The sequence below is a fragment of the Rhodococcus sp. ARC_M6 genome (assembly GCF_022810305.1).
Taxonomy (GTDB): domain Bacteria; phylum Actinomycetota; class Actinomycetes; order Mycobacteriales; family Mycobacteriaceae; genus Rhodococcus_F.
The window spans coordinates 78,794-100,628 of record NZ_JALGQH010000015.1; the positions used below are offsets into that span (position 1 = coordinate 78,794).

A 21,835-nucleotide genomic window follows, 5' to 3' on the forward strand; every position below is an offset into this window, starting at 1 on the left:
AAGTGCCGGAACCGACAGCGAACGGGCGGCGTCCAAGTATGTGTAGCGAACATTCGGCCTTTGTTCGGGAGCATTTGATCGACAGATCTAGTTCGAAACGAGGCCTACCGATGTGACCGAACGCCGCCACCAGACCGGTGTACGCCAAATGGCCGGTGCACATCGCAAGCAGTGCATGTCACAAGCAGTGCACGTCACCAGCAGGGGGAAGACATGGGCTTTACCGCAACAACCGCAGAATTGATCAGTTCGGCGAATACCATCGATGGTCATTTGGGGGACATCAAAGGTTTGGTGAACGCAGTTCGTTCCGAAGCCGAGGCGTCGAGCAGTTCATGGAAGGGCAGCGCTCACACCGAATATGCCGACATCATGGTGCGATACAACAATGCCGCAATGAAGTTGGACGCAGCGCTTACTGACATCTGCGACCAGATCAAGCAATCTGCAGGCACATTCGACGCCGCCGAAGGCGACAACGTGAATGCTCTGCGCGGCGCAACCGTCAATATGGGCTGACCATATCGGACCGCCGCGCAAGCGGTAATCCATTTCAGCACAAGAGTATTCGACCGCATTTGCAGTCACAGAAACTGCAGTGTCTCAGAAACTGCAGTGTTATCTAACTCGGCACGGCCATCGGAATGGGAGTAACTATGAGCGAGAACATGATCAGGTACGACTTCGGCGGACTCGCCATGCTGTCCGACGAAATGAAGAGGCAAGCGCAGTCGATCAACGACAAGCAGGGCGACATCAAGGTTGTCGTTGACAACTTGCAAGCCGGATGGGAAGGCGCAGGTTCGGAGGCGTGGAACGACGCTCAGCGTCGTTGGGGTCAGGCGTCGGAGGAATTGAACATTGTGTTGGCCCAGATCGCCGGGGCCACCGCAAACGGTTCGGAGTCGATGCGCAATGCCGACAGTGCGGCAGCGCGAGGCTTCGGAGGCTGACCGCGACGCTCGAAGCGCCGTAAAATCTTAGGCTCCAGCGTCGACCCCAACGGACATGGGCCGTTGGGGTCGACGGTTGCCGGCGTCAACCAGTTCCTGCGCCTGCAGGATTGTGACGGGTGGTAGCACTTGCGATCGGGTGCTCTCTTTGACCTGAGGGGGGGTGCCCGGTATCGTCTATCGGTGGCGTGCCGTAGGTCTCTGCATATTGCCATCCTGGGTGAGTGATCTCCGGGATGACGATGCGCAGGGTTCAGCGGTTCTCGGGTCTCAACTGGCCGCCGAGAATTGTTTTTGCGATACGCACATGGTCAGCAGTGGAATGAAATAAGACGAGGAAGTTCTGTGTCTACGTACACCCCGAAGGCCGGAGATGTGACCCACGCGTGGCACGTCATCGACGCCACCGACGTGGTGCTCGGCCGTCTTGCCGTTCAGGCAGCGACCCTGCTGCGCGGTAAGCACAAGCCCACCTATGCACCCCACATCGATGGTGGCGACTTCGTCGTCGTCATCAATGCCGAGAAGGTTGCCATCAGCGGCAACAAGCTCGAGGGCAAGAAGCTCTACCACCACTCCGGATTCCCGGGTGGCCTGAAGTCCCGCACCGTCGGAGAGGTCCTTGACCGTAACCCCGACCGTCTCGTGGAAAAGGCCATCGTCGGCATGCTCCCGAAGACCAAGCTGGGTCGCGCGATGAGCAGCAAGCTGAAGGTCTACGCGGGCCCGAATCACCCCCACACCGCGCAGCAGCCGGTGCCGTTCGAGATCAAGCAGGTCGCACAGTGACATCGCCGGAAGAGCAGAACGTGACCGAAGAGAACATTGAAGCAGTGGAAGAGTTCATCGCCGCTGAAGCAGTCGAGGTTGTAGAAGAGGTTGCAGCGGCACCGCTGGCACCGATCGTCTTCGATCGCCCGATCCAGACCGTTGGTCGCCGTAAGGAAGCGGTCGTTCGCGTCCGCATGGTCCCCGGCACCGGCGAGTTCAAGCTCAACGGCCGCACCATGGAAGATTACTTCCCCAACAAGGTGCACCAGCAGCTGATCAAGGCTCCGCTGGTTCTCGTCGAGCGTCCCGAGTCTTTCGACATCGTTGCACTGCTCCACGGTGGCGGCCCGTCCGGTCAGGCAGGCGCATTGCGTCTGGCTATCGCGCGCGCACTCCTCGAGGTCACCCCCGATGATCGTCCGGCACTCAAGAAGGCCGGCTTCCTGACGCGCGACGCCCGTAAGGTCGAGCGTAAGAAGTACGGACTGAAGAAGGCCCGTAAGGCATCGCAGTACTCGAAGCGCTGATGCTTCGCCGAGGTTGACCGAACTGGTCCGCTTCGGCACCTGTTCACCACAAGAGCGGGCGTCCATTGTTACCGGACGCCCGCTCTTGTGGTGTCAGGGACGACTTTTCACAGAACGCGGAAGAAATCCAGGGAGTTGTTCGATGGGTCGGTTGTTCGGAACTGATGGTGTGCGTGGATTGGCCAATGCCGATCTGACTGCGGATCTCGCCCTGCGATTGTCGGTCGCTGCCGCGCACGTACTGGCCCTCGATTCCGAGAGAACCGACGCGAAAAGTACGAGCGTGGGCACCCGGCCGATTGCCGTAGTCGGACGTGATCCACGTGCGAGTGGTGAGATGCTGCAGGCGGCTGTTACCGCTGGACTGAGTTCGGCTGGGGTCGACGTTCTCGATGTCGGAGTTCTGCCGACTCCGGCGGTTGCGTATCTGACCGGTCTTTTCGACGCGAGTCTCGGCGTGATGATTTCCGCCTCACACAACCCTATGCCGGACAACGGAATCAAGATATTTGCCGCCGGCGGCCACAAACTTGGTGACGACGCGGAGGCTGCGATCGAGTCTGTGCTGGGCGGCGGGGCAATGCCGACTCTCCCGACAGGTTCGGGCATCGGGCGCGTGCGTAGCGTCGATGACGCGGCCACCTTGTATTTGAAGCATCTCGATACTGCTCTCCACGAGTCGCTCGAAGGGCTGACAGTGGTGGTGGACTGTGCCAACGGGGCAGCGTCGGAGGTCGGGCCCGCAGCGTATCGCGCGGCCGGAGCAACGGTGATCGCGATCAGTGCCGAGCCTGACGGTCTCAACATCAACGACGGCTGCGGTTCCACCCACCTCGAGAACCTTCAGCGGGCGGTTGTCGAACACGGTGCAGATCTGGGGCTTGCTCACGACGGCGATGCTGATCGATGCCTGGCGGTGGACGAGACGGGTGCAGTGATCGACGGTGACGTGATCATGGCGGTGCTTGCCGTAGCCATGAGCGAAGCTGGAGAGTTGGTCGACAACACGCTGGTTGCGACGGTGATGAGCAACTTGGGTCTGCATCTGGCGATGCGAGCGGCTGGTATCGACGTCGTCACGGCGGCAGTCGGTGACCGCTACGTGCTCGAGGAGCTTCGCGCCGGTGGATACAGCCTGGGCGGCGAGCAGTCCGGACATGTCGTGTTTCCCGGGTTCGGAACTACCGGTGACGGCGTTCTCACCGGGCTGCGACTGCTGGCCAGGATGGCACAGACGCGCAGGCTCTCCTCGGATCTGGCCGCCACGATGACAACACTTCCGCAGGTATTGATCAACGTGAAGGTCGACGACAAAGCGGCGGTTGCGGCAGCTACGTCGGTGGTGGTGGCAGTTGCCGATGCCGAGCGCCTTCTCGGCGAAGCCGGCCGGGTGTTGCTCCGGCCGTCGGGTACCGAGCAATTGGTCCGTGTCATGGTCGAAGCTGCAGACTTGAGTTTGGCGCGCAAGCTCGCGGACGAGCTGGCGGCGACTGTCGCCGCGGTGTAGTCGCGGTAGCTTTTCCCGTCTGTGGACACTCGGTTCAGACTCGTAGCATTTCGCGGGAACGCCGGGCGGCTCCGGTGCGTCCAAGTAGTCATGGACCGCCGGATTCTTGTGCGGTCGGGCGAATGGAGTGCGGCATGGAGATCGATCACAGTGCCACGGACGAGTTGGAGCGTCGAACCATGGCCGCTGCTCATCAGTTGAGTGTCGCGGCAGGCATGCTGGCGTCTCCAGCGTTCTCGGGTTCGTGTGCGGGTCGCGATTATGTCGAGTACGGCCGTGCGCTCGCCGAAGCGCTGGACGGTCTCCAAGTGCGGATAACGGAACGTGCTCTGTTTCTCGAAGATCTCGGTACCAGAATCGGCGATTCGTCCCGAACGGTTGTCGAGATCGATCGGGATTTCGCTGCTCGACTGCGCTCGGTAGGCAGTGGACGCCTGGACTCGATGTCGTAATGTTCATTCGAGACGCTGCCGCTGTGAGCTCCGAAATGAATGTGCCGGAATCGGTTATTTCACAAAGGAACTCGTTCTGCGATCCCGAAGACGTTATCGAAAGCGGTGCGGTGGGACTGTCGTTCTTCGATCGATTTCACGGCGCTGCCGCGCGGATGGGACTGGATCACCGTACGCGCAGTAGCTATGACGAGATGTATCGTGCGGAATCCGGAATCGATCTGACAGCTTTGTCGAATGACATATCGCGTATGTCTGCTGCCATGGATGTCGTGTCGCCTGACTCCAGATTTTGTGTCACGTTATCGGATTCGTTGGCGGACATCTGGAATGTCGAGGGCGTGGATTACGTGTCTGCACAAGTGCGGGAAGAAGGTCGACGAGCGGAATCGGACGTCGAATCCATGCCGATTCTCATCTCGGTATCCGATGAATTTTCCAGAATAGTTCGAACTGCATTGGTGGACAAAGCATTCAAAGTTTCATCGTTGGATCGGGAGACGGTCGGCGGTATCGATGCGAAGGGTGTCGGCCAGTTGGCAGCCGTGTGTCGAGACGGTGGAGTTGACGCGGTCGAGAAGGCGGCAACCTGGTTTGTGCCGTTGTCGGACATGCGGTTTCGTGGAGTGCGGAACGCGCATCCATTTACCCAGGTTGAAACCTCTAGAGCAGCAGTTGATCTCGTTCGTCCATGGTTCGATCAGGTCTTCCGGAAAGTGTATCTGGATACGCGAGACGAGTTCGATCGAGCGTGCGAGGACTGCCGCCTCGCGCTCACTGAAGCCTTCGGTGTTGTCACCGCGGTAGCGACCCAGTTGTTTCCGATCGAGAGTGAATCCGTCGGAAAATATTCGTGCTCGGACCCTTCCGTGCTGCCGAAAGAATCGGCGGCACTGCCGAAAGAGTCGTCCTTGGACCTGGTCGTGGGCACTGACACTTGGGGATTCTCTGTCGCCCCGGACGGTCGTGGTGTGAGCCTCGAAGTTCGTGATCGTAGTGGTGGGTCACTCACTGTGACAGTGGAATTGGATGGGAATGGTTGGCCGAGAATCGTTGTCGACGCGGATACGGACTCGGACGTAGGTGCTGGCCGAATCCCAGAGTCAGAGCCAGAGCCGGAATCGGTGCCGGATCCGGAATCGGCACCCACAGTCTCCGAGGTGCCGGAACAACAGACTGAGCCGGTCACGGTTTCAGTTCCTGGCGAGATTCCTGAATCGAACGAATTTCAGTATCAGCTACCGGATCCTGTACCGCTGGATTCCGTTCCCATCGACTCCGGACCGATCGCGGAAGAGGCACCAAGCCTAGTCGAGACCGGAGCCGAGTTGGCTGGAGCGGGGCCGATATGAGCGGGGCAGAGTTCGATGCGATCCGCCGGGTCATGGATTCGCAGCTCGCCGAGTTTCGGGCACGACGGGCTGTTGCCGAGCGAGGCTACGAAAAACAGTGCCGAGAATTCGGTGACGTCGTCAGGTCGCGGGTGGTCCACGAAATTGACGATCCAACTCTTTCGATAGCGGAACCGGACCAGACCCGGTTTCTCCGGTCGGCGTCGGAACCTATGCCGGGTGATCGGAGCAGTGCGATTCCCAACCCTGGAGGATCGAGCGTTGACTACCGCGGAAGTGCTTGGTTGCGGCGCGCGTCCGACTGAGTGTGTGCGTCGAACATCGCTGATGTGTGCGGGATTTCGGTATCCTGATCGGCGAAGGCTTCGTAGCGTTTGTCGCCGGTCAGGTGGAAGAGTAGGAATCCCGTCAGGACACAGCGGGCGGTGAGCTGAGTTTTGCGCTCCGACCCACCGAGACCCAAGGCTCCGAGGAGTCGACGACCTTCGATGAGACCGGCGTCCTGCGCGTCGTCGATGGTTCGTCCGACGACGGGGCCACCCCATTCGCGGGCGAGGGCCCGGGCGTTGCTGGTGAGTGAATCGACGTCGTCTTCTCCGGCGAGGATGAGACCCGGTGCTGTGATCTTGGACGCGTAGTTTTCGGCTTTGGGAGCTGTCGGGGCGGGGAACAGTGCAGCTACAGCGGCGACATTGCCGTGCTGTGCGGCGGCGAGTACCGCGGCTCCGGCGCCCATTCCGTGTCCGGCGAACGCAACGTGGTCGGGATGAACACTGATCTTTCCGGGGCCCAGGCGCACGCCGACGCAGATGTCCAGTGTTGAGCGCAGATCGGCGGCCAAACCGAGGTGCGAGGGGATCGGTCCGCGTTCACTCTCGGGTGCTGCGGCCACGATTCCCCAGGAAGCAAGGTGTTGGAGTGTCTGTTCGTACTTGTGTGCACCCACCATCCACCCGTGCGCGAAGGCTACGGCGGGCAGGTTGAAACCAGCTTCCGGGGTGTATACGACGCCTGGCTGACCGGCGAGGGCGAGATTGCCGCGCAGTACTCGGTGCGGTCCGCGCTTGGACAGCTCGCGGGTCAGTGTCTTCAGTTTCGGTGCCACGGGTCAAGACGTTATCCGATGTGGCGTCTGCTCGACGCGTGGACGGTCGCCACGTCGGCGGAGACCGTCGTGGGGCGTCGTCGGGTAACCGCAGAATGCACTGACCGTCGCCGTCCAAGTACCCTGAGTCACCATGTGCGGAATCGTGGGATACGTCGGCCACCGCCCGGCTCTGGGTGTTGTGGTGGAGGCTTTGCGGCGAATGGAGTATCGCGGCTATGACTCTGCGGGAATCGCGATTCTCGATGGAGTCGGTGGGGTCGAGATCGAGCGTAAGGCCGGGAAGCTGGCCAACCTCGAAGCTCGGTTGGAGGAGGTCGGTACCGACAGTTTTGTCGGGACCGCGGGAATCGGTCATACGAGATGGGCGACGCACGGTCGACCGACGGATCGCAATGCTCACCCGCATCGTGATGCGAGCGGGAAACTTGCGGTTGTCCACAACGGCATCATCGAGAACTTTGCGCCGTTGCGCGCTGAACTCGAAGCCGCGGGCGTCGAGTTGCTCAGTGACACCGACTCCGAGGTAGCTGTCCACTTGGTGGCGCGTGCGTACGCGGAGGGCCCGTCGTCGGGTGATTTCGTGGAGAGCGCGTTGTCGGTGGTTCGCCGTCTCGAGGGTGCGTTCACGTTGGTGTTCACTCACGCAGATCATGCGGACACGATTGTTGCTGCGCGTCGTTCGACGCCGTTGGTGGTCGGTGTCGGTGAGGGCGAGATGTTCCTCGGCTCCGATGTCGCGGCGTTCATCGAGCACACTCGTGATGCGGTGGAACTCGGCCAGGATCAGGCCGTCGTGATCACGGCGGACGGTTACACGATCTCCGACTTCTCCGGCAACGAGGCGCAGGGGCGCCCGTTCCGGATCGATTGGGATCTTGCGGCTGCCGAAAAGGGCGGTCACGACTACTTCATGCTCAAGGAGATCGAGGAGCAGCCGACCGCGGTTGCGGATACGCTTATCGGTCACTTCGAGAACGGCAAGATCGTCCTCGACGAGCAGCGTTTGTCGGATCAGGAACTGCGGGACGTCGACAAGGTTTTTGTCGTGGCCTGCGGTAGTGCCTACCACTCCGGATTGTTGGCGAAGTACGCAATCGAGCATTGGACGCGGCTTCCCGTCGAGGTCGAGTTGGCCAGCGAATTCCGTTATCGGGATCCGGTTCTGGATCGTTCGACGCTCGTCGTCGCGATCTCGCAGTCCGGAGAGACGGCGGACACGCTCGAAGCTGTGAAGCACGCCAAGGACCAGAAGGCTCGGGTTCTCGCGATCTGCAACACCAATGGTGCGCAAATCCCGCGTGAGGCCGACGCTGTTCTCTACACCCGGGCAGGACCGGAAATCGCGGTCGCGTCGACCAAGGCTTTCCTCGCGCAGGTCACGGCGAACTACCTTGTCGGCTTGGCGTTGGCGCAGGCACGCGGTACCAAGTATCCCGACGAGGTTGCGCGTGAATTCGCCGATCTCGAGGCGATGCCGGCGTTGGTCCGCAAGGTCATCGAGAATGCAGAACCGGTACGTGAGTTGGCGCGCAAGTTCGCGACAGCGTCGACAATTCTGTTCCTGGGGCGCCATGTTGGTTATCCCGTTGCGCTCGAGGGTGCGCTCAAGCTCAAGGAGCTTGCGTACATTCACGCCGAAGGTTTCGCGGCCGGTGAGCTCAAGCACGGGCCGATCGCGTTGATCGAGGAGGGCCTTCCGGTCATTATCGTCATGCCGTCGCCGCAGGGTCGTGCGGTGTTGCATTCGAAGTTGGTCTCCAACATTCAGGAGATCAAGGCTCGTGGCGCCACGACCATCGTGATCGCGGAGGAAGGCGACAGTGTTGCCGCCGCCCACGCCGATCACCTGATCGAGATTCCGGCGTCGCCGACGCTGTTGCAGCCGTTGCTGTCGACGGTTCCGTTGCAGATCTTTGCGGCGGAGGTGGCTGCAGCGCGCGGCTACGACGTCGACAAGCCGCGTAACCTGGCGAAATCGGTTACGGTCGAATAACTTTCGATCGAAGATGTGGCGATGCCCGCAGTCCTGAGGACTGCGGGCATCGCTGTTCTCTAGGCTTGGACGACGACGGTCCCGCGCATGTCGGGGTGCGGTGTGCACGTGTAGTCGTAGGTTCCGGGTTCGGTGAAGGTGACCTCGTAGGTTCCCGACTTCTTGAGTGGGCTGCGGAGCAGGCTTCGGGCTGATCCGAGGCCGCGGACGTCGTGAGCCATTCCGTTGTCGTCGAACACCCAGGTGACGGTGTCGCCGACGTTCACGGTGATCGAAGCGGGGGAGTAGGCCATTCCGGTGACGGTGACTACTGGTCCGCTCACCGTGGTTTCGGGGGTGGTCGGAGTGGAATCCGTGGTGGAACTGCACCCGACGAGACCGAGGGCGAGGGCAAGTCCTGCGATCATCGGGCGAAAACGTGATTTCATGATTTCGAGGGTAGCGACTGACGAGTGAGGGGTTCCGGCATGCGTGGGTACTACACGGTTGATCAGGTGCGAGATGCCGAGGCTCCGCTACTGGCGACGTTGCCCGACGGTGTGTTGATGCGCCGCGCCGCATTTGGACTGGCGCGAGTCATTGCCGACGAATTGCGTGTGCACACAGGCTCACTCGCGTATCGGTCGGTGACACTCCTGGTCGGTAGTGGCGACAACGGGGGTGATGCTCTCTGGGCGGGCGTATACCTGCGTAAGCGCGGAGTTGTTGTTCGAGCAAACCTGTTGGACCCGGCGCGAGCCCACAAGAAGGGCCTCGACGCTTTTCTTCGGGCCGGTGGGCGGGTGGCCGCCGACCTCGGTGAGCCGGATCTGGTCGTCGACGGAATCGTGGGCATCTCGGGCCGCGGTGCACTGCGGCCGGATGCAGCCGCGGTGGTGGAGCAGGTTCGCTGCCCGATCGTGGCGGTAGATCTGCCCAGCGGTGTTGATGCAAACACCGGTGCTACCTGTGGCCCTTCAGTAACTGCCGCGGTGACGGTGACGTTCGGCGCGCTCAAGCCGGTGCATGTGTTGGCGTCGCCGCGCTGTGGGCGAGTGGAGTTGATCGATATCGGACTGGATCTCGGGGAGTCGGATTTCCAGTCGCTGGAGCCTTCGGAAGTTGGGGCACTCTGGCCAGTGCCAGGGCCAGGCGACGACAAGTATTCGCAAGGCGTTGTGGGCGTCATCGCGGGTAGCGACAGGTATCCGGGGGCCGGGGTGTTGTGCACAGGGGCGGCTGTTACTGCGACTTCCGGTTTGGTGCGCTTTGCCGGTCCCGGGGCTTCCGAGGTGTTGTCACGATTTCCCGAGGTGGTTGCAACCAACACCTTCGCGGAGGCGGGCCGGGTGCAGGCCTGGGTGGTCGGACCCGGGATGGGAACCGAGGCCGGCGCGGCGGGCTTGCTCGATTTGGTGCTCGCGACGGATGTTCCGGTGGTTATTGATGCTGACGGGCTGACGCTGCTGGCCCAGGATCCGGATCTGGTCCGCCGGCGCACCGCGCCGACGCTGTTGACTCCGCATGCGGGTGAGTTCGCGCGGTTGGCGGGTCGAGACGTCGGAGTGGATCGGGTGAGCGCCACGAGGGAATTGGCGTCGGATCTCGGTGTGAGTGTGCTGCTCAAGGGACATGTGACGGTGATGGCAGATCCAGGTGGTCGGGTTCTGGTCAGTGATGCGGGCGGTTCGTGGGCATCGACGGCCGGTTCGGGTGACGTTTTGTCCGGAGTGATCGGTGCGCTGCTTGCTTCCGGACTCACGCCGCTCGAGGCTGCTGCCGGGGGTGCGAGGGCTCACGCGCTCGCCGCGAATCTGGCGGCAGCCGGCGGAATGGCGGACGTCGCGGGCGCCCCGATTTCTGCATCGTCGCTGCTCGGAAGGGTGCGGGACGCGGTGCGGGCGCTTCGAAGTTTTGCCCGAGATTGAGTGATCTCAAACCCGAATTGGCGTCCGAATTTGTGAGGGTGGCAGGATTGCTGCCATGAAGCTTGCCGAGGGAAGAGCGCCGAAAGACCCATCTGACGGGGAATCGGCAAGCGCCGGAGCGTCGGTGAGCCCTCAGACCGAAGCGGTTGTAGATCTCGATGCCATTGCCCACAACGTGCGCGTTCTTTGTGAGTTCGCGGGCGATGCGGCGCTTATGGCGGTCATCAAAGCGGACGGCTACAACCACGGTGCCGTCGCTGTTGCGCGCACGGCGCTCGCTGCCGGTGCACGCGAACTCGGTGTCACCACAATCCCGGAGGCATTGGTTCTCCGGAAAGCGGGAATCACTGCGCCGATTCTGGCGTGGTTGCACGGCGTCGACGCCGATTTTGCTGCCGCAATCGCTGCGGATGTGGAGATCGGTGTGTCGTCACCCCGGCATCTTGCTGCGGTTGTGAGCGCCGCCCGTGGTCTCGGACGGACTGCCACGGTGACGTTGAAGGTCGACACCGGCCTTAATCGCAATGGTGTGTCACAGACGGATTGGCCGCAGATGCTCACGGATCTGGTGGTAGCCCGCAACGAAGGAACGATCTCCTTGCGCGGTGTGTTTTCGCATCTGGCGCATTCGGATGAGCCGCACCACGATGTCATCGACCACCAGAAGCAACGTTTGATCGATGCCGTCGCTGAAGTTCGGGCTCACGGATTCGAGCCCGAGGTTGTGCATCTTTCCAACTCGGCAGCCACGGTTACCCGCCCTGACCTGCAATTTGACATGGTTCGGCCGGGAATTGCGATATATGGATTGTCGCCAGTGCCTGAGCTGGGCGATTTCGGTCTTAGACCGGCTATGACGTTGCGAGCGAAGGTGATCTTGGTGAAGAAGGTGGCCGCCGGTGAGGGGGTTTCCTACGGACACCTCTGGACGGCACCGCACGACACCACTCTGGCGCTCCTGCCCGTCGGATACGCGGACGGGCTTCCGCGTTCGTTGAGCGGGCGTTTCGAGGTGCAGCTCGGCGGGAAGCGTCGGCGTGCTGTCGGACGGATCTGCATGGATCAGGTGATGGTCGACATCGGACCCGACGGAGACGGCGTTCGGGAAGGCGATACCGCGATCTTCTTCGGAAACGGAGACCAGGGCGAGCCCAATGCACAGGCGTGGGCGGAAGCCTTGGACACCATTCACTACGAGGTCGTGACCGGCCTACGCGGGCGAACTGTGCGTACCTACATCGGTGGGGAGAGTTCATCATGAAGACTGCAGGGCGAATGAGCATTCTCGGCGGGCTCCTCAGCGCGGTGGCGCTGGGTTCGATGGCCGGTCTCAATGCACTCAAGACAGCGACGCGGCCCGGTCGGGAGATTTACGCCGACGAAGACTTCGATTTGATGACCCGCGATCGTTCGAGCGTCGTACGCACCGAGGACGGGGTTGACCTGGCCGTACGTGAGGTCGGTCCGGATGACGCGCCACTCACGGTCGTCTTTGTTCACGGATATTGCCTCAGTGCCTTGTCGTGGCATTTTCAGCGCCGACAGCTTGCCGAGCGGTGGGGCGACGACGTCCGCATGGTGTTCTACGACCAGCGTGGACATGGCGATTCGGGTAAGTCGAAGGCTACGAACTGTACGGTCTCGCAGCTCGGTCGCGACCTCGCCACCGTCGTCGAAGCCACAGTGCCGACGGGGCCGGTTGTGCTTGTCGGGCATTCGATGGGCGGCATGACCATCCTCGCTCTTGCCGGCCAACGCCCGGAATGGTTCGAAGGCGGCCGTGTGGTCGGCGTCGGATTGGTATCCACGACGGCAGCAGGTCTCGCGGAAACCGGACTTACTCGCAATCTGCAGAACCCGGTCATCGACGGTTTCCGGTTGGCTGTCCGGACGTCCCCGGGCGTCGTACAGCATGCGCGGGGCGCCGCTCGGGTGCTCATCACACCGATCCTGCGGGCAGCGTCGTACGGCACCGATGTCAGTCCGCGTCTGCACGAACTGTCCGACGGAATGCTCGATCGCACGTCGGTCGTGACCATCGTCAACTTCCTGCGGACATTGGAATTGCACGACGAGAGCAGTTCTCTCCCCGTCCTGGCGCACACGCCGGCCGTGGTGATCTGCGGTGATCAGGACATGATGATCCCGTTCTCCAGTTCCCAACGATTGGCCGCCGACCTCCCGGACTCCGAACTGGTCCGTGTCCGCGGCGCGGGGCACCTTGTTCAACTCGAGTTCCCCGCCATCGTCACCGACGCGATCGAGAATCTCGTCTCGCGTACCCGTACCGAAGTGAGGTCCGATGTCGGCTGAGACTCTGCCTGAATCGGGAACAGTGACCTTGGAGACGACGGAAGACACGGAGGCATTCGGACGTCTGATCGCCTCCGGACTCGTCGCCGGTGATCTTGTGGTTCTCGACGGTCCGCTCGGTGCCGGGAAGACCGCTCTGACCCGCGGTATCGGGGCTGGACTGGGAGTACAAGGTCGGGTGACGTCGCCGACGTTCGTGATTGCGCGTGAGCATCGCCCGGGGGTTCGCCCCGGCGGCGCACAACCGGTCGGGATGATTCACGTCGACGCCTACCGCCTCGGCGACAGTGGCCCGCATGCCCTCGACGAACTCGATGCCCTCGATCTGGACACCGACCTCACCGACGCCGTGGTCGTGGTCGAGTGGGGCGGCGACGTCGTGGAGAGACTGGTCGAGCGTCACTTACGGGTGCAACTTCACCGTGAACCCGAGTCGGATGTGCGGACGGCCAGTTGGTTGTGGACGTCGTGACACTCCTCCCGGCCCGAAAGTAGTTCCTTACGTGCGAGTACTCTGAGATATCGTGCTTGTTCTCGCGATTGATACTTCTACTCCGGCTGTGACTGCTGGAGTTGTTCTGCTGTCGGCGTCCGGCGAATCTTCGCCTTCGGTGTCCGACGAGGTGGAGACACTTGCAGTTCGAGTGACTGTGAACCCCCGCGCTCATGCCGAGGTGCTCACCCCGCATGTCCTCGAATGCTTGGCCGAGGCTTCGATCACACCGGCTGACCTGGGTGCAGTTGTGGTGGGCGTCGGTCCGGGCCCGTATACGGGCTTGCGGGTCGGGATGGCGACCGGTGCCGCGTTCGGTGACGCCTTGGGCATTCCCGTTTACGGTGTGTGCAGCCTGGACGCTATTGCCGCGGCCGTCGAGACTGCGGAAAACCTACTGGTCGTGACCGATGCGCGTCGACGCGAAATCTATTGGGCGCGTTACGACAAGGGCGTGCGCGTCGAGGGGCCTGACGTGAGTTCCCCGGGCGATGTGGAGGCGTCGCCGTCGACGCGCGTCGCCGGATCCGCTTCGCACGTAGACCTTTTCGATTTGCGAGTGGTGCCGGCGGAGACGCCGTCGCCGGCAGGATTGGTCACCGCCGCGGCCGCAGAGATTCTGGCTGGTTCGATTCCGGAACCGCTCGAGCCTTTGTACCTACGGCGCCCCGACGCCAAAACGTTGGCGGAACGCGGACTATGAGTTTCACCATCGCGTCGATGACAGTTGACGACGCCGAGCGGTGTGCGGAGTTGGAACGTGCTCTCTTTGCGGGGGACGGGCCGTGGAGTGCGCAGGCATTTGTCTCCGAATTGGCAGGATCCCACAATCACTACTTCGTGGCCCGTGAGCCGAGTGGCCATGTCCTCGGGTATGCCGGAATCGCCTTGCTGGGCGCACCGCCCGACGTCGAGGCCGAAGTCCACACCATCGGAACCGATCCGGGGGCGCAGCGCCGCGGTATCGGCGGCGCGCTACTTGATGCACTGTTGACTCTGGCGGACGAGCACGGAGCAGCGGTGTTCCTGGAAGTGCGTACGGACAACGAACCGGCAATCGCGCTGTATAGGCGAGAGGGATTCGAGATCGTCGGAACCCGAAAGAAGTACTACCAGCCCAGTGGGGCAGATGCGTACACGATGCGGCGCTCTGCCGCGGGTGTCCGCGAGAATGAGGAGCAGCAAGCATGATCGTCATGGGTGTCGAAAGCTCTTGCGACGAAACAGGAGTCGGTATCGTTCGGTGGAACGGTGATGGAACCTGCACGTTGTTGGCGGACGAAGTGGCATCGAGTGTGGATCAGCACGCCCGCTACGGCGGTGTGGTGCCGGAGGTGGCGTCGCGCGCACATCTCGAGGCCATTGTCCCGACCATGCGACGCGCTCTGGCAGTCGCGGGTATCGACAAGCCCGACGCGTTGGCTGTGACGATCGGGCCCGGCCTGGCCGGAGCACTGTTGGTGGGTGTGGCCGCAGCCAAAGCGTATGCGGCAGCATGGAACATCCCGTTCTACGCGGTCAACCACCTCGGTGGACACGTTTCGGTCGATACTCTGGAACACGGACCGCTGCCGTCCTGTGTGGCACTGCTGGTCTCCGGTGGGCATACGCATCTACTTCACGTCGAGGATCTGGGTAAGCCGATCGTCGAACTCGGAACAACCGTCGATGACGCTGCCGGTGAGGCGTTCGACAAGGTTGCGCGGCTCCTCGGTCTCGGATTCCCCGGTGGTCCGGCGTTGGATGCGGCTGCGCAGCAGGGTGATCCGAAGGCGATTGCGTTCCCTCGCGGCATGACCGGCTCCCGTGACTCCCGGCACGACTTTTCGTTCTCCGGGCTCAAGACGTCAGTTGCGCGGTATGTCGAGTCCAAGCAGCGTGCAGACGAAGCTATTTCGATTCCGGACATCGCGGCGTCCTTCCAGGAGGCTGTCGCTGACGTCCTGACGATGAAGGCGGTTCGCGCAGCCAAGGACGTAGGAGTAGACACTCTCGTTCTCGGCGGCGGCGCTACCGCGAACTCTCGGATTCGCAGCCTCGCCGAAGAGCGTTGCGCCGAAGCTGGTCTGACGTTGCGTATCCCGAAGCCGCGACTCTGCACCGACAACGGCGTGATGATTGCTTCCCTGGCAGCGCACCTGATCGGTGCCGGGGCCGGGCCGTCCGAACTGAGCGTGGCAACCGACCCAGGCTTGTCTGTCTCGGTCAGCCAAGTCCTGCGCTGAGATCAGCCGGCCGGGGTCAGTTCCAGGTCGGTGCCGGACGGCGGCGCAGCGGCGGGAGTGGTTGCCGGAGCCGGTGCGGTGGTGTCCTCGTCTGCCGGAGTCTTGTCGTTTCCGGGGCCTTGCTCGGGCGGGGCGATTGGTGCATTCGCGCCGGGTTGTGGCCACCAGGCCGGTGGATCGGGCAGCGTGATGCCGGGGATTGTCGGCCAGGTCGGCGGTGTTGTCGTGGGCACGGTAGTGGTGGGCACGGTAGTGGTGGGCGCCGTAGTGGTCGGATCGGTTGTGGCCGTCGACGTATCGGGTAACGCAGTGGTGGGCAGCGAAGTGTCGGGCAGCGGCGCCGGCGGCAACGTGTACTGGTGCGTCGGGTAGCGCTGTGTCAGCGGGTAGCGATGTGTCGGGTCGGCTTGTACCGCAGCCGAAGGCAATGGATCGTTGGACGGAATCAATGTCGAACCGACGCTCGGATTCATTTCGGTGGTCGTGCGAGACGTGGTGGACCCGGTACCGGCGGGTGAAATCGGAGTATCGTCCGTCGGCACCAATTCCTTGGCGCCGTAACCGAATACGAGGCCGCCGACCACCAGGGCGCCGATCAGAGCGCCGGACGCCCGCACTGCCGTTCCTGCCCGTTCGGTACTGTCGGGTACGGACAATGCGTAGCGCAACGAGGTCACTGAATCTGCAAGTAGCGCAGCACCTTTGGCGGCTGTGGCTTCGGGCTCGTCGAGTTCGACGATGGGGAGATTCACGGCGTCGGCAACTGCCGATGTGACGACTGGGATGTGAGCACCGCCGCCGATGAGGACTACCGCCTCGACGGTTCGGGGTGCGGCGGCCAGCACGCCGCTGATGAAGGCGACGGCGCGGGCGATGTCCGGGGCGATTATGTCCTCGAACTGGGTGCGTGTAACCATTATCGGTTTCAGTGGCAGGTCGACGGTGACGCTGCGCGCGGTGGACAACTGTTCCTTGGCGACGTGGCAGCGGGACACGAGAAGTGCGGCGTCGGCGTACCGGCCGAGGTGCTGAGCAGCTGTGTCGGTGACAAAATCGACGAGGGCGCGATCAATACCGGCGCCGGTGAGAACGTCGGTCCGTTCGGCCGCGAGAACCTCGCCGCTGTGGTCGACGATGGAGACAACCAGTCCGTGATCACCGAGGTCGATCTGGGCAGTTGTGCTGTACCGCTCGATCTTTCCGGTTTCGGCGAGATAGGCGTGCACTGCGGCAGGTTCGGGGATGAGCCGAACATGATCTGACGTGCGAGAGAGTGCGGAACGGATGCTCGCGAGCTGTTCGTCCGTGCGGAATGTGACTCCGATGGACCGCGGCGCCGCGGCTCGATCCGAGACCTGAGTAGTCATCAGTTTGATCGATGCGCGCACGAGGTCGCCGACACTGGTGTGAACCTGATCGGCAGAGACGAACCGTACTTCAGCTGTCAACCTGCCCGATACGGCAGAAGTGGAATCGGTATCGACGAGTGCGGAGTAGACGCCCGACGACCCGGTGGAGATTCCCAGTGAACAACTCATCTTGCACCTCCTCGCAGGTGTTCCTGTGACAGCATTTCGGCCGCCGTTACATGAACGTTACAGAACGATCGTGACGATTGCTCAGTGCTTTCTTGCAAGAAGGTGAGATTTTCGGACCGAAAGGGTGGTTTTACCAGCAGGATTGTCGATTATTGATCTATGCCAAAAAAAGTCGAATCCAGGGCGATAGATACGCGTCGGCGGCGTAAGTTGATCGCCGGTGCCCTCCTGCGTCCCACGTTGACGGTGTTCGCCCTGGGAAGCGGGTACTTCCTGTTGCCGTGGCCTGATGCCCATACCGGCGGGGCATTTGCCCTCTTGATCTTCGGCGGGATCGCGGTGCTGGGTGTCACCGCCTGGCAGGTCAAACGAATCCTGGACTCCGATGTTCCGGCGTTGCAGGCCGTCGAGATGGCGTCGGTCGTGGTTCCGACTTACCTTTTGGTCGTCGCGATGACCTACTTTGCGGTCGAGCGTGCCGACCCGACCAGTTTCACCGAGCCGCTTTCGAGAATGGCGGCGCTGTACTTCTCGCTAACGGTCTTCTCGACGGTGGGTTTCGGAGATATCGCAGCACAAACCGATCTGGCCCGGGCATTGGTATCCCTCCAGATCGTGTGCAATCTGGTGCTGATCGGCTTCGGCGTCCGGTTTGTCGTCGCTGCTGTGTCCTGGTCCAAGCAGCACAGGACACAGCAGGAGGTGACGGACGAACCTAGCGAATGACGGGCACGAGCAATTCGACGTTCTGATCGACGCCCGCGCCGGTCAACGCGGGATCGCGGTGAATGTCGTTGAAGGACAGTTCGCGGTACAGCGATGCCAGGCCCTCGGGCGACTTGTTGCTGTGATCGACGGAGTACGGGCTCTCCGCTTCGAACAGGGTCGCAAGGAGCGAGACCGTGCCATCGTGGTTGTCCGCGATCTCGATGATTCGGCCGAGTTGCGGGAAGTCGATGTGAGAGGCCGTGTTGATCTCCCAGAACCCCTGCTCGGGCGTGGTGCCGGGCTGTGGGGTGATCTTGTTCTCGTGGGTGTGGCCGTTGACCCAGGCGAGCACGTTGGGGAAGCGGTGCAGGAGGTCGAGAAGTTGTGAACCACCGAATCGCGGTTCCAGGATGTTCTCGGGGTCGGGGATGAGATTGTCCATCGTGTCGCTCGTGTGGTGGCTGAACAGAACGAAGTACGTATCGTCCCGGGCTTGGGTGACACGCGAACCGGAAGGGTCGTAGAAAGTGCTGCTGCCGCCGCGAAGGGTGTCTTCGATCCAACGGAACTGAGCGGCGCCCAGAGATCCTTCGACGAGTCCGGCGCGGTTCGTGGAATCCATGCTGATTCCGACGACACCGGGAGCGACTTCGAACGAGTAGTAGCCGATGCCGGTGTGACCGGCATCGGGCGCAAATCCGTGCCCGACCGGTCCGGGACCGGTGTGTTTCGGTTCGAGATGGGCCGCGATGAACTGCTTCGGGGTGAACGGGGTGCGAGCCGGGTCGGGCGTGACCTGACGCGGCGGCGTCGTGAAGGCCGACAGGATCCCGGGAATCGCGCTCGGATCGAACTTGGTCGCGATGTCGATCTGCTTAGCCTGCTCCGGAGTGCCGGGCACCTCGAACTTCAGTGAACCGGTGTACATCGACTCGAGTGGCGGGATGCCGCTGGGCACAGTGCCGGACACCGAATCGTCGTGGTTGCCGAACACGCAGTACCAGGGTGTGTTGAGGCCGGGGCTGGTGATCGGGGTGAAGGCGGCACCGAAGAAATTGGGGATCTCCGGGAAACCGGCCTTCTTGTACATGTCGAGCATCGGAGATTCGGGGTTCCAGTACAGGGCTGCCCCCGAGTTCTGGACGCCTTCGTAGCGGTCCTTGGCTCCGGTGTTCGCAACCACGGTGCCGCCGTTAAGTGCAGTCAGGAACCAGTCGAGTTCGGCGTGTTCCTTGTTGTCCGTGTTGTCGCCCGTGGTGACAACGGCGTCGAACGGACGTGCCGTATGCGGACCACACGCGAGGGAATTGACGCGTCGGACGAGGGAAATCAGACCGTGCGCGGTCAGTGTCTCCTGCGGGCGAAACGCCGAACCGGTGAACTGGTGCACGTACTCGAACCGCATCGGCGACTGAGCGTCGACGATATGGACGTCCGTCAGCTGCACGATCGAAGCCAGAGGAGTGCGGCGGTCTTCGCGCCCGGACTTGGGTTCTGCAAGTTCTCCGCGGACGATGTTCGCCCAGGCCGGGCCCGCTTCGAGCTTGCGGTAGCCGCTGCTGCCGATCGGGGTGGAAACGGCTTCGAGGGTGGTTCCTGCGCCCGAGGTGGGAAGAGGTGCCGCACCGGCATACTGCAGTCCGAAGGGCTTGCCCAGGCTGACGGCGCCTACGGCACCGAGTCCGGCGAAGGTCAGAAAACTACGGCGATTGATGTTCGTCACGCATGAACAATAGGTGAACGAACAGTGCGGGCGTCCGATTTCGCCCAGGACGTAACACAAAAAGTGTGCCCAGTCCTTGAGGGTTGGCACTCTCACGTATAGAGTGCCAATTGGCGCTGATCGAGTTCCGGCTCCCGCGACGACGGAACTCAGGACGTGCCGTAAACGGTAAATCAAACAGCGGTTCGAGGATTGCCTCGGACGCACATACCCCAAAGTGGAGGGCTCATCGTGGCGAGCGTCAACATCAAGCCGCTCGAGGACAAGATCCTCGTCCAGGCCAACGAGGCTGAAACGACGACGGCTTCCGGCCTGGTCATTCCTGACACAGCCAAGGAAAAGCCCCAGGAGGGCACCGTCGTTGCAGTCGGCGAAGGCCGCGTCAACGAGCAGGGCAACCGCATCCCGGTCGACGTCAAGGAGGGTGACACGGTCATCTACTCCAAGTACGGCGGAACCGAGATCAAGTACGCCGGCCAGGAGTACCTGATTCTGTCGGCACGCGACGTGCTGGCTGTCGTCTCCAAGTAAGACATACGTGATCCGCCCCGGAGTCCACACAGGATCCCGGGGCGGAGTGCGTTCACGCGCAGCGTCCCTAAGATTCAGGAGCAGGCAGAACAGATGGCAAAGCAAATTGCGTTCAACGAGACCGCACGGCGCGCTCTCGAAGCTGGTGTCGACAAGCTCGCCGACGCCGTCAAGGTCACCTTGGGCCCGCGTGGACGCCACGTTGTGCTCGCCAAGGCTTTCGGCGGACCGACCGTCACCAATGACGGTGTGAGCATCGCCCGTGAGATCGACCTCGAAGATCCCTTCGAGAACCTCGGTGCGCAGCTCGTGAAGAGCGTCGCCACCAAGACCAACGATGTTGCCGGCGACGGCACCACCACCGCTACGGTCCTCGCTCAGGCGATCGTCCGCGGCGGCCTCAAGAACATTGCCGCCGGTGCAAACCCGATGGCACTCGGCGTCGGAATCAACGCCGCCGCCGACAAGGTCGTCGAGGCACTCATTGCCGCTGCGACCCCCGTCGAAGGCAAGAAGTCGATCGCTCAGGTCGCCACCGTTTCTTCGCGTGACGAAGAAATCGGCGACATGGTCGGCGAAGCACTCACCCGCGTCGGCACCGACGGCGTCGTGACGGTCGAGGAATCCTCCACTGTTGCAACCGAACTCGTTGTCACCGAAGGTGTGCAGTTCGACAAGGGCTACCTTTCGCCCTACTTCGTCACCGACATGGACTCACAGAAGGCCGTGTACGAAGACGTACTCATCCTCCTGTTCCGCGAGAAGATTGCATCGCTTCCCGACTTCCTCCCGCTACTCGAGAAGGTTGCCGAATCCGGCAAGCCGCTCTTGATCATCGCCGAAGACGTCGAAGGTGAAGTTCTCTCCACCCTCGTGGTGAACTCCATCCGCAAGACGATCAAGGCCGTCGCCGTCAAGGCGCCGTTCTTCGGTGACCGTCGCAAGGCGTTCCTCGACGACCTCGCCGTCGTCACCGCCGGCACGGTCATCAACACCGACGTGGGTCTCTCCCTCAAGGAAGCCGGGCTCGAATTGCTCGGTGGCGCACGCCGCGTCGTCGTCACCAAGGACGAGACCATCATCGTCGACGGTGCCGGCACCGACGAGGATATCGCTACCCGCGTCGCACAGTTGCGTCGCGAGATCGAGAACACCGATTCGGATTGGGATCGCGAGAAGCTCGAAGAGCGTCTGGCGAAGCTGTCCGGCGGCGTCGCGGTCATCAAGGTCGGCGCAGCCACCGAGACCGAGCTCAAGGAACGTAAGTTCCGCGTCGAGGATGCGGTCAACGCAGCCAAGGCAGCTGTCGCCGAGGGCATCGTCCCCGGCGGTGGATCGGCACTGGTTCAGGCCGGCACCGAGCTCATCGGCAACCTCGGCTTCACCGGCGACGAGGCCACCGGCGTTGCCGTTGTCCGCGCAGCCCTGAACGCTCCGTTGTTCTGGATCTCCACCAACGCCGGCGTCGACGGTTCCGTCGTCGTCCACAAGGTTGCCGATCTGCCCAAGGGCCACGGCTTCAACGCTGCGACCCTCACGTACGGCGACCTCCTCGCCGACGGCGTCATCGACCCCGTCAAGGTCACCCGTTCGGCAGTGGTCAACGCCGCTTCCGTCGCTCGGATGATCCTGACCACCGAGAGCGCAATCGTCGAGAAGCCTGTCGACGCAGTAGCTGACACCGGACACGGTCACAGCCACTAGTTTCACAGCTTCACGAAAAAGGGATCCCCC

22 protein-coding genes are annotated in these 21,835 nt (G+C 62.3%); 18 read left to right on the top strand and 4 right to left on the bottom strand.

The window, feature by feature from the left end; all coding sequences use genetic code 11:
* Positions 1–213 precede the first annotated feature (213 nt).
* The 7 genes from MTX36_RS16850 (at position 214) to MTX36_RS16880 (ending at position 5,562) form a co-directional block, all read left to right on the top strand.
* Complete coding sequence (locus MTX36_RS16850; RefSeq protein ID WP_243620861.1) at positions 214–519, top strand: WXG100 family type VII secretion target; 306 nt, start codon at positions 214–216, stop codon at positions 517–519.
* A 137-nt stretch (positions 520–656) separates the two neighbouring features.
* The gene (locus tag MTX36_RS16855; protein ID WP_243620862.1) at positions 657–953 is read left to right on the top strand and encodes a WXG100 family type VII secretion target; all 297 of its coding nucleotides are present in this window, start codon (positions 657–659) and stop codon (positions 951–953) included.
* Between the two features lie 345 nt (positions 954–1,298).
* Positions 1,299–1,742 (top strand): 50S ribosomal protein L13, encoded by a 444-nt coding sequence (gene rplM, locus MTX36_RS16860; protein WP_243620863.1) that lies wholly within the window; start codon positions 1,299–1,301, stop codon positions 1,740–1,742.
* Positions 1,739–2,251, top strand: a complete 513-nt coding sequence (rpsI, locus tag MTX36_RS16865; protein WP_243620864.1) for a 30S ribosomal protein S9 — start codon at positions 1,739–1,741, stop codon at positions 2,249–2,251. Before rplM ends, rpsI begins: the two co-directional genes overlap by 4 nt.
* A 142-nt stretch (positions 2,252–2,393) precedes the next feature.
* Positions 2,394–3,758 carry a phosphoglucosamine mutase gene (gene glmM / locus MTX36_RS16870; RefSeq protein WP_243620865.1) on the top strand — a complete coding sequence of 455 codons (1,365 nt, stop codon included), beginning with the start codon at positions 2,394–2,396 and terminating at the stop codon, positions 3,756–3,758.
* A gap of 134 nt (positions 3,759–3,892) precedes the next feature.
* Positions 3,893–4,210, top strand: a complete 318-nt coding sequence (locus MTX36_RS16875) for a hypothetical protein (RefSeq protein WP_243620866.1) — start codon at positions 3,893–3,895, stop codon at positions 4,208–4,210.
* A gap of 23 nt (positions 4,211–4,233) precedes the next feature.
* On the top strand, positions 4,234–5,562 hold the full coding sequence (locus tag MTX36_RS16880) for a hypothetical protein (protein WP_243620867.1): 1,329 nt from the start codon (positions 4,234–4,236) through the stop codon (positions 5,560–5,562).
* A 265-nt stretch (positions 5,563–5,827) separates the two neighbouring features.
* Here MTX36_RS16880 and MTX36_RS16885 read toward each other — a convergent pair whose 3' ends face one another.
* Positions 5,828–6,667 carry a dienelactone hydrolase family protein gene (locus tag MTX36_RS16885; RefSeq protein WP_243620868.1) on the bottom strand — a complete coding sequence of 280 codons (840 nt, stop codon included), beginning with the start codon at positions 6,665–6,667 and terminating at the stop codon, positions 5,828–5,830.
* A gap of 133 nt (positions 6,668–6,800) precedes the next feature.
* Between MTX36_RS16885 and glmS the strand changes: the two genes are divergently transcribed.
* Entirely contained in the window at positions 6,801–8,663 is a 1,863-nt protein-coding gene (gene glmS / locus MTX36_RS16890) for a glutamine--fructose-6-phosphate transaminase (isomerizing) (protein WP_243620869.1), read from the top strand.
* A 59-nt stretch (positions 8,664–8,722) separates the two neighbouring features.
* Here the strand turns inward: glmS and MTX36_RS16895 are convergent, their stop codons facing one another.
* Positions 8,723–9,091, bottom strand: coding sequence for a plastocyanin/azurin family copper-binding protein (locus MTX36_RS16895; RefSeq protein WP_243620870.1), 369 nt, complete (start codon positions 9,089–9,091; stop codon positions 8,723–8,725).
* Positions 9,092–9,130: 39 nt separating this feature from the next.
* On the opposite strand from MTX36_RS16895, the gene MTX36_RS16900 reads away from it, so the two are divergent.
* From MTX36_RS16900 to tsaD, 7 genes are read left to right on the top strand one after another with little or no spacing between them, the layout of a single operon-like run.
* The gene (locus tag MTX36_RS16900) at positions 9,131–10,570 is read left to right on the top strand and encodes an NAD(P)H-hydrate dehydratase (RefSeq protein WP_243620871.1); all 1,440 of its coding nucleotides are present in this window, start codon (positions 9,131–9,133) and stop codon (positions 10,568–10,570) included.
* A gap of 55 nt (positions 10,571–10,625) precedes the next feature.
* On the top strand, positions 10,626–11,831 hold the full coding sequence (gene alr / locus MTX36_RS16905; RefSeq protein WP_243620872.1) for an alanine racemase: 1,206 nt from the start codon (positions 10,626–10,628) through the stop codon (positions 11,829–11,831).
* Positions 11,828–12,883, top strand: a complete 1,056-nt coding sequence (locus MTX36_RS16910) for an alpha/beta fold hydrolase (protein WP_243620873.1) — start codon at positions 11,828–11,830, stop codon at positions 12,881–12,883. The genes alr and MTX36_RS16910 overlap by 4 nt, the downstream gene beginning before the upstream one ends.
* The gene (tsaE, locus tag MTX36_RS16915; protein ID WP_243620874.1) at positions 12,873–13,355 is read left to right on the top strand and encodes a tRNA (adenosine(37)-N6)-threonylcarbamoyltransferase complex ATPase subunit type 1 TsaE; all 483 of its coding nucleotides are present in this window, start codon (positions 12,873–12,875) and stop codon (positions 13,353–13,355) included. Before MTX36_RS16910 ends, tsaE begins: the two co-directional genes overlap by 11 nt.
* Before the next feature lie 52 nt (positions 13,356–13,407).
* Positions 13,408–14,079, top strand: a complete 672-nt coding sequence (gene tsaB, locus MTX36_RS16920) for a tRNA (adenosine(37)-N6)-threonylcarbamoyltransferase complex dimerization subunit type 1 TsaB (RefSeq protein ID WP_243620875.1) — start codon at positions 13,408–13,410, stop codon at positions 14,077–14,079.
* The gene (gene rimI, locus MTX36_RS16925; RefSeq protein WP_243620876.1) at positions 14,076–14,567 is read left to right on the top strand and encodes a ribosomal protein S18-alanine N-acetyltransferase; all 492 of its coding nucleotides are present in this window, start codon (positions 14,076–14,078) and stop codon (positions 14,565–14,567) included. Before tsaB ends, rimI begins: the two co-directional genes overlap by 4 nt.
* Positions 14,564–15,601 carry a tRNA (adenosine(37)-N6)-threonylcarbamoyltransferase complex transferase subunit TsaD gene (tsaD, locus tag MTX36_RS16930; protein WP_243620877.1) on the top strand — a complete coding sequence of 346 codons (1,038 nt, stop codon included), beginning with the start codon at positions 14,564–14,566 and terminating at the stop codon, positions 15,599–15,601. The genes rimI and tsaD overlap by 4 nt, the downstream gene beginning before the upstream one ends.
* Positions 15,602–15,603: 2 nt before the next feature.
* Here the strand turns inward: tsaD and MTX36_RS16935 are convergent, their stop codons facing one another.
* A complete protein-coding gene (locus tag MTX36_RS16935) occupies positions 15,604–17,139 on the bottom strand; it encodes an Hsp70 family protein (protein ID WP_243620878.1) in 1,536 nt (511 codons plus the stop codon).
* A 159-nt stretch (positions 17,140–17,298) separates the two neighbouring features.
* Between MTX36_RS16935 and MTX36_RS16940 the strand changes: the two genes are divergently transcribed.
* Complete coding sequence (locus MTX36_RS16940) at positions 17,299–17,865, top strand: potassium channel family protein (RefSeq protein ID WP_243620879.1); 567 nt, start codon at positions 17,299–17,301, stop codon at positions 17,863–17,865.
* On the opposite strand, the gene MTX36_RS16945 is transcribed toward MTX36_RS16940, so the two are convergent.
* Entirely contained in the window at positions 17,855–19,570 is a 1,716-nt protein-coding gene (locus MTX36_RS16945) for a TIGR03767 family metallophosphoesterase (protein WP_243620880.1), read from the bottom strand. The two genes, MTX36_RS16940 and MTX36_RS16945, sit on opposite strands and share 11 nt — an antisense overlap.
* A gap of 231 nt (positions 19,571–19,801) precedes the next feature.
* Between MTX36_RS16945 and groES the strand changes: the two genes are divergently transcribed.
* Together groES and groL are read left to right on the top strand one after the other, a co-directional pair.
* Positions 19,802–20,101 carry a co-chaperone GroES gene (groES, locus tag MTX36_RS16950; protein WP_003940763.1) on the top strand — a complete coding sequence of 100 codons (300 nt, stop codon included), beginning with the start codon at positions 19,802–19,804 and terminating at the stop codon, positions 20,099–20,101.
* A 93-nt stretch (positions 20,102–20,194) separates the two neighbouring features.
* A complete protein-coding gene (groL, locus tag MTX36_RS16955; RefSeq protein ID WP_243620881.1) occupies positions 20,195–21,805 on the top strand; it encodes a chaperonin GroEL in 1,611 nt (536 codons plus the stop codon).
* Positions 21,806–21,835 lie beyond the last annotated feature (30 nt).

Excerpts from the sequence above, each read along its gene's own strand:
- groL (WP_243620881.1), top strand. The coding sequence starts at position 20,195 with ATGGCAAAGCAAATTGCGTTCAACGAGACCGCACGGCGCGCTCTCGAA.
- tsaD (WP_243620877.1), top strand. The coding sequence starts at position 14,564 with ATGATCGTCATGGGTGTCGAAAGCTCTTGCGACGAAACAGGAGTCGGT.
- MTX36_RS16855 (WP_243620862.1), top strand. The coding sequence starts at position 657 with ATGAGCGAGAACATGATCAGGTACGACTTCGGCGGACTCGCCATGCTG.
- rimI (WP_243620876.1), top strand. The coding sequence starts at position 14,076 with ATGAGTTTCACCATCGCGTCGATGACAGTTGACGACGCCGAGCGGTGT.
- alr (WP_243620872.1), top strand. The coding sequence starts at position 10,626 with ATGAAGCTTGCCGAGGGAAGAGCGCCGAAAGACCCATCTGACGGGGAA.
- MTX36_RS16935 (WP_243620878.1), bottom strand. The coding sequence starts at position 17,139 with ATGAGTTGTTCACTGGGAATCTCCACCGGGTCGTCGGGCGTCTACTCC.
- MTX36_RS16910 (WP_243620873.1), top strand. The coding sequence starts at position 11,828 with ATGAAGACTGCAGGGCGAATGAGCATTCTCGGCGGGCTCCTCAGCGCG.
- glmS (WP_243620869.1), top strand. The coding sequence starts at position 6,801 with ATGTGCGGAATCGTGGGATACGTCGGCCACCGCCCGGCTCTGGGTGTT.
- glmM (WP_243620865.1), top strand. The coding sequence starts at position 2,394 with ATGGGTCGGTTGTTCGGAACTGATGGTGTGCGTGGATTGGCCAATGCC.
- MTX36_RS16875 (WP_243620866.1), top strand. The coding sequence starts at position 3,893 with ATGGAGATCGATCACAGTGCCACGGACGAGTTGGAGCGTCGAACCATG.
- MTX36_RS16850 (WP_243620861.1), top strand. The coding sequence starts at position 214 with ATGGGCTTTACCGCAACAACCGCAGAATTGATCAGTTCGGCGAATACC.
- MTX36_RS16900 (WP_243620871.1), top strand. The coding sequence starts at position 9,131 with ATGCGTGGGTACTACACGGTTGATCAGGTGCGAGATGCCGAGGCTCCG.
- MTX36_RS16895 (WP_243620870.1), bottom strand. The coding sequence starts at position 9,091 with ATGAAATCACGTTTTCGCCCGATGATCGCAGGACTTGCCCTCGCCCTC.
- MTX36_RS16940 (WP_243620879.1), top strand. The coding sequence starts at position 17,299 with ATGCCAAAAAAAGTCGAATCCAGGGCGATAGATACGCGTCGGCGGCGT.
- tsaE (WP_243620874.1), top strand. The coding sequence starts at position 12,873 with ATGTCGGCTGAGACTCTGCCTGAATCGGGAACAGTGACCTTGGAGACG.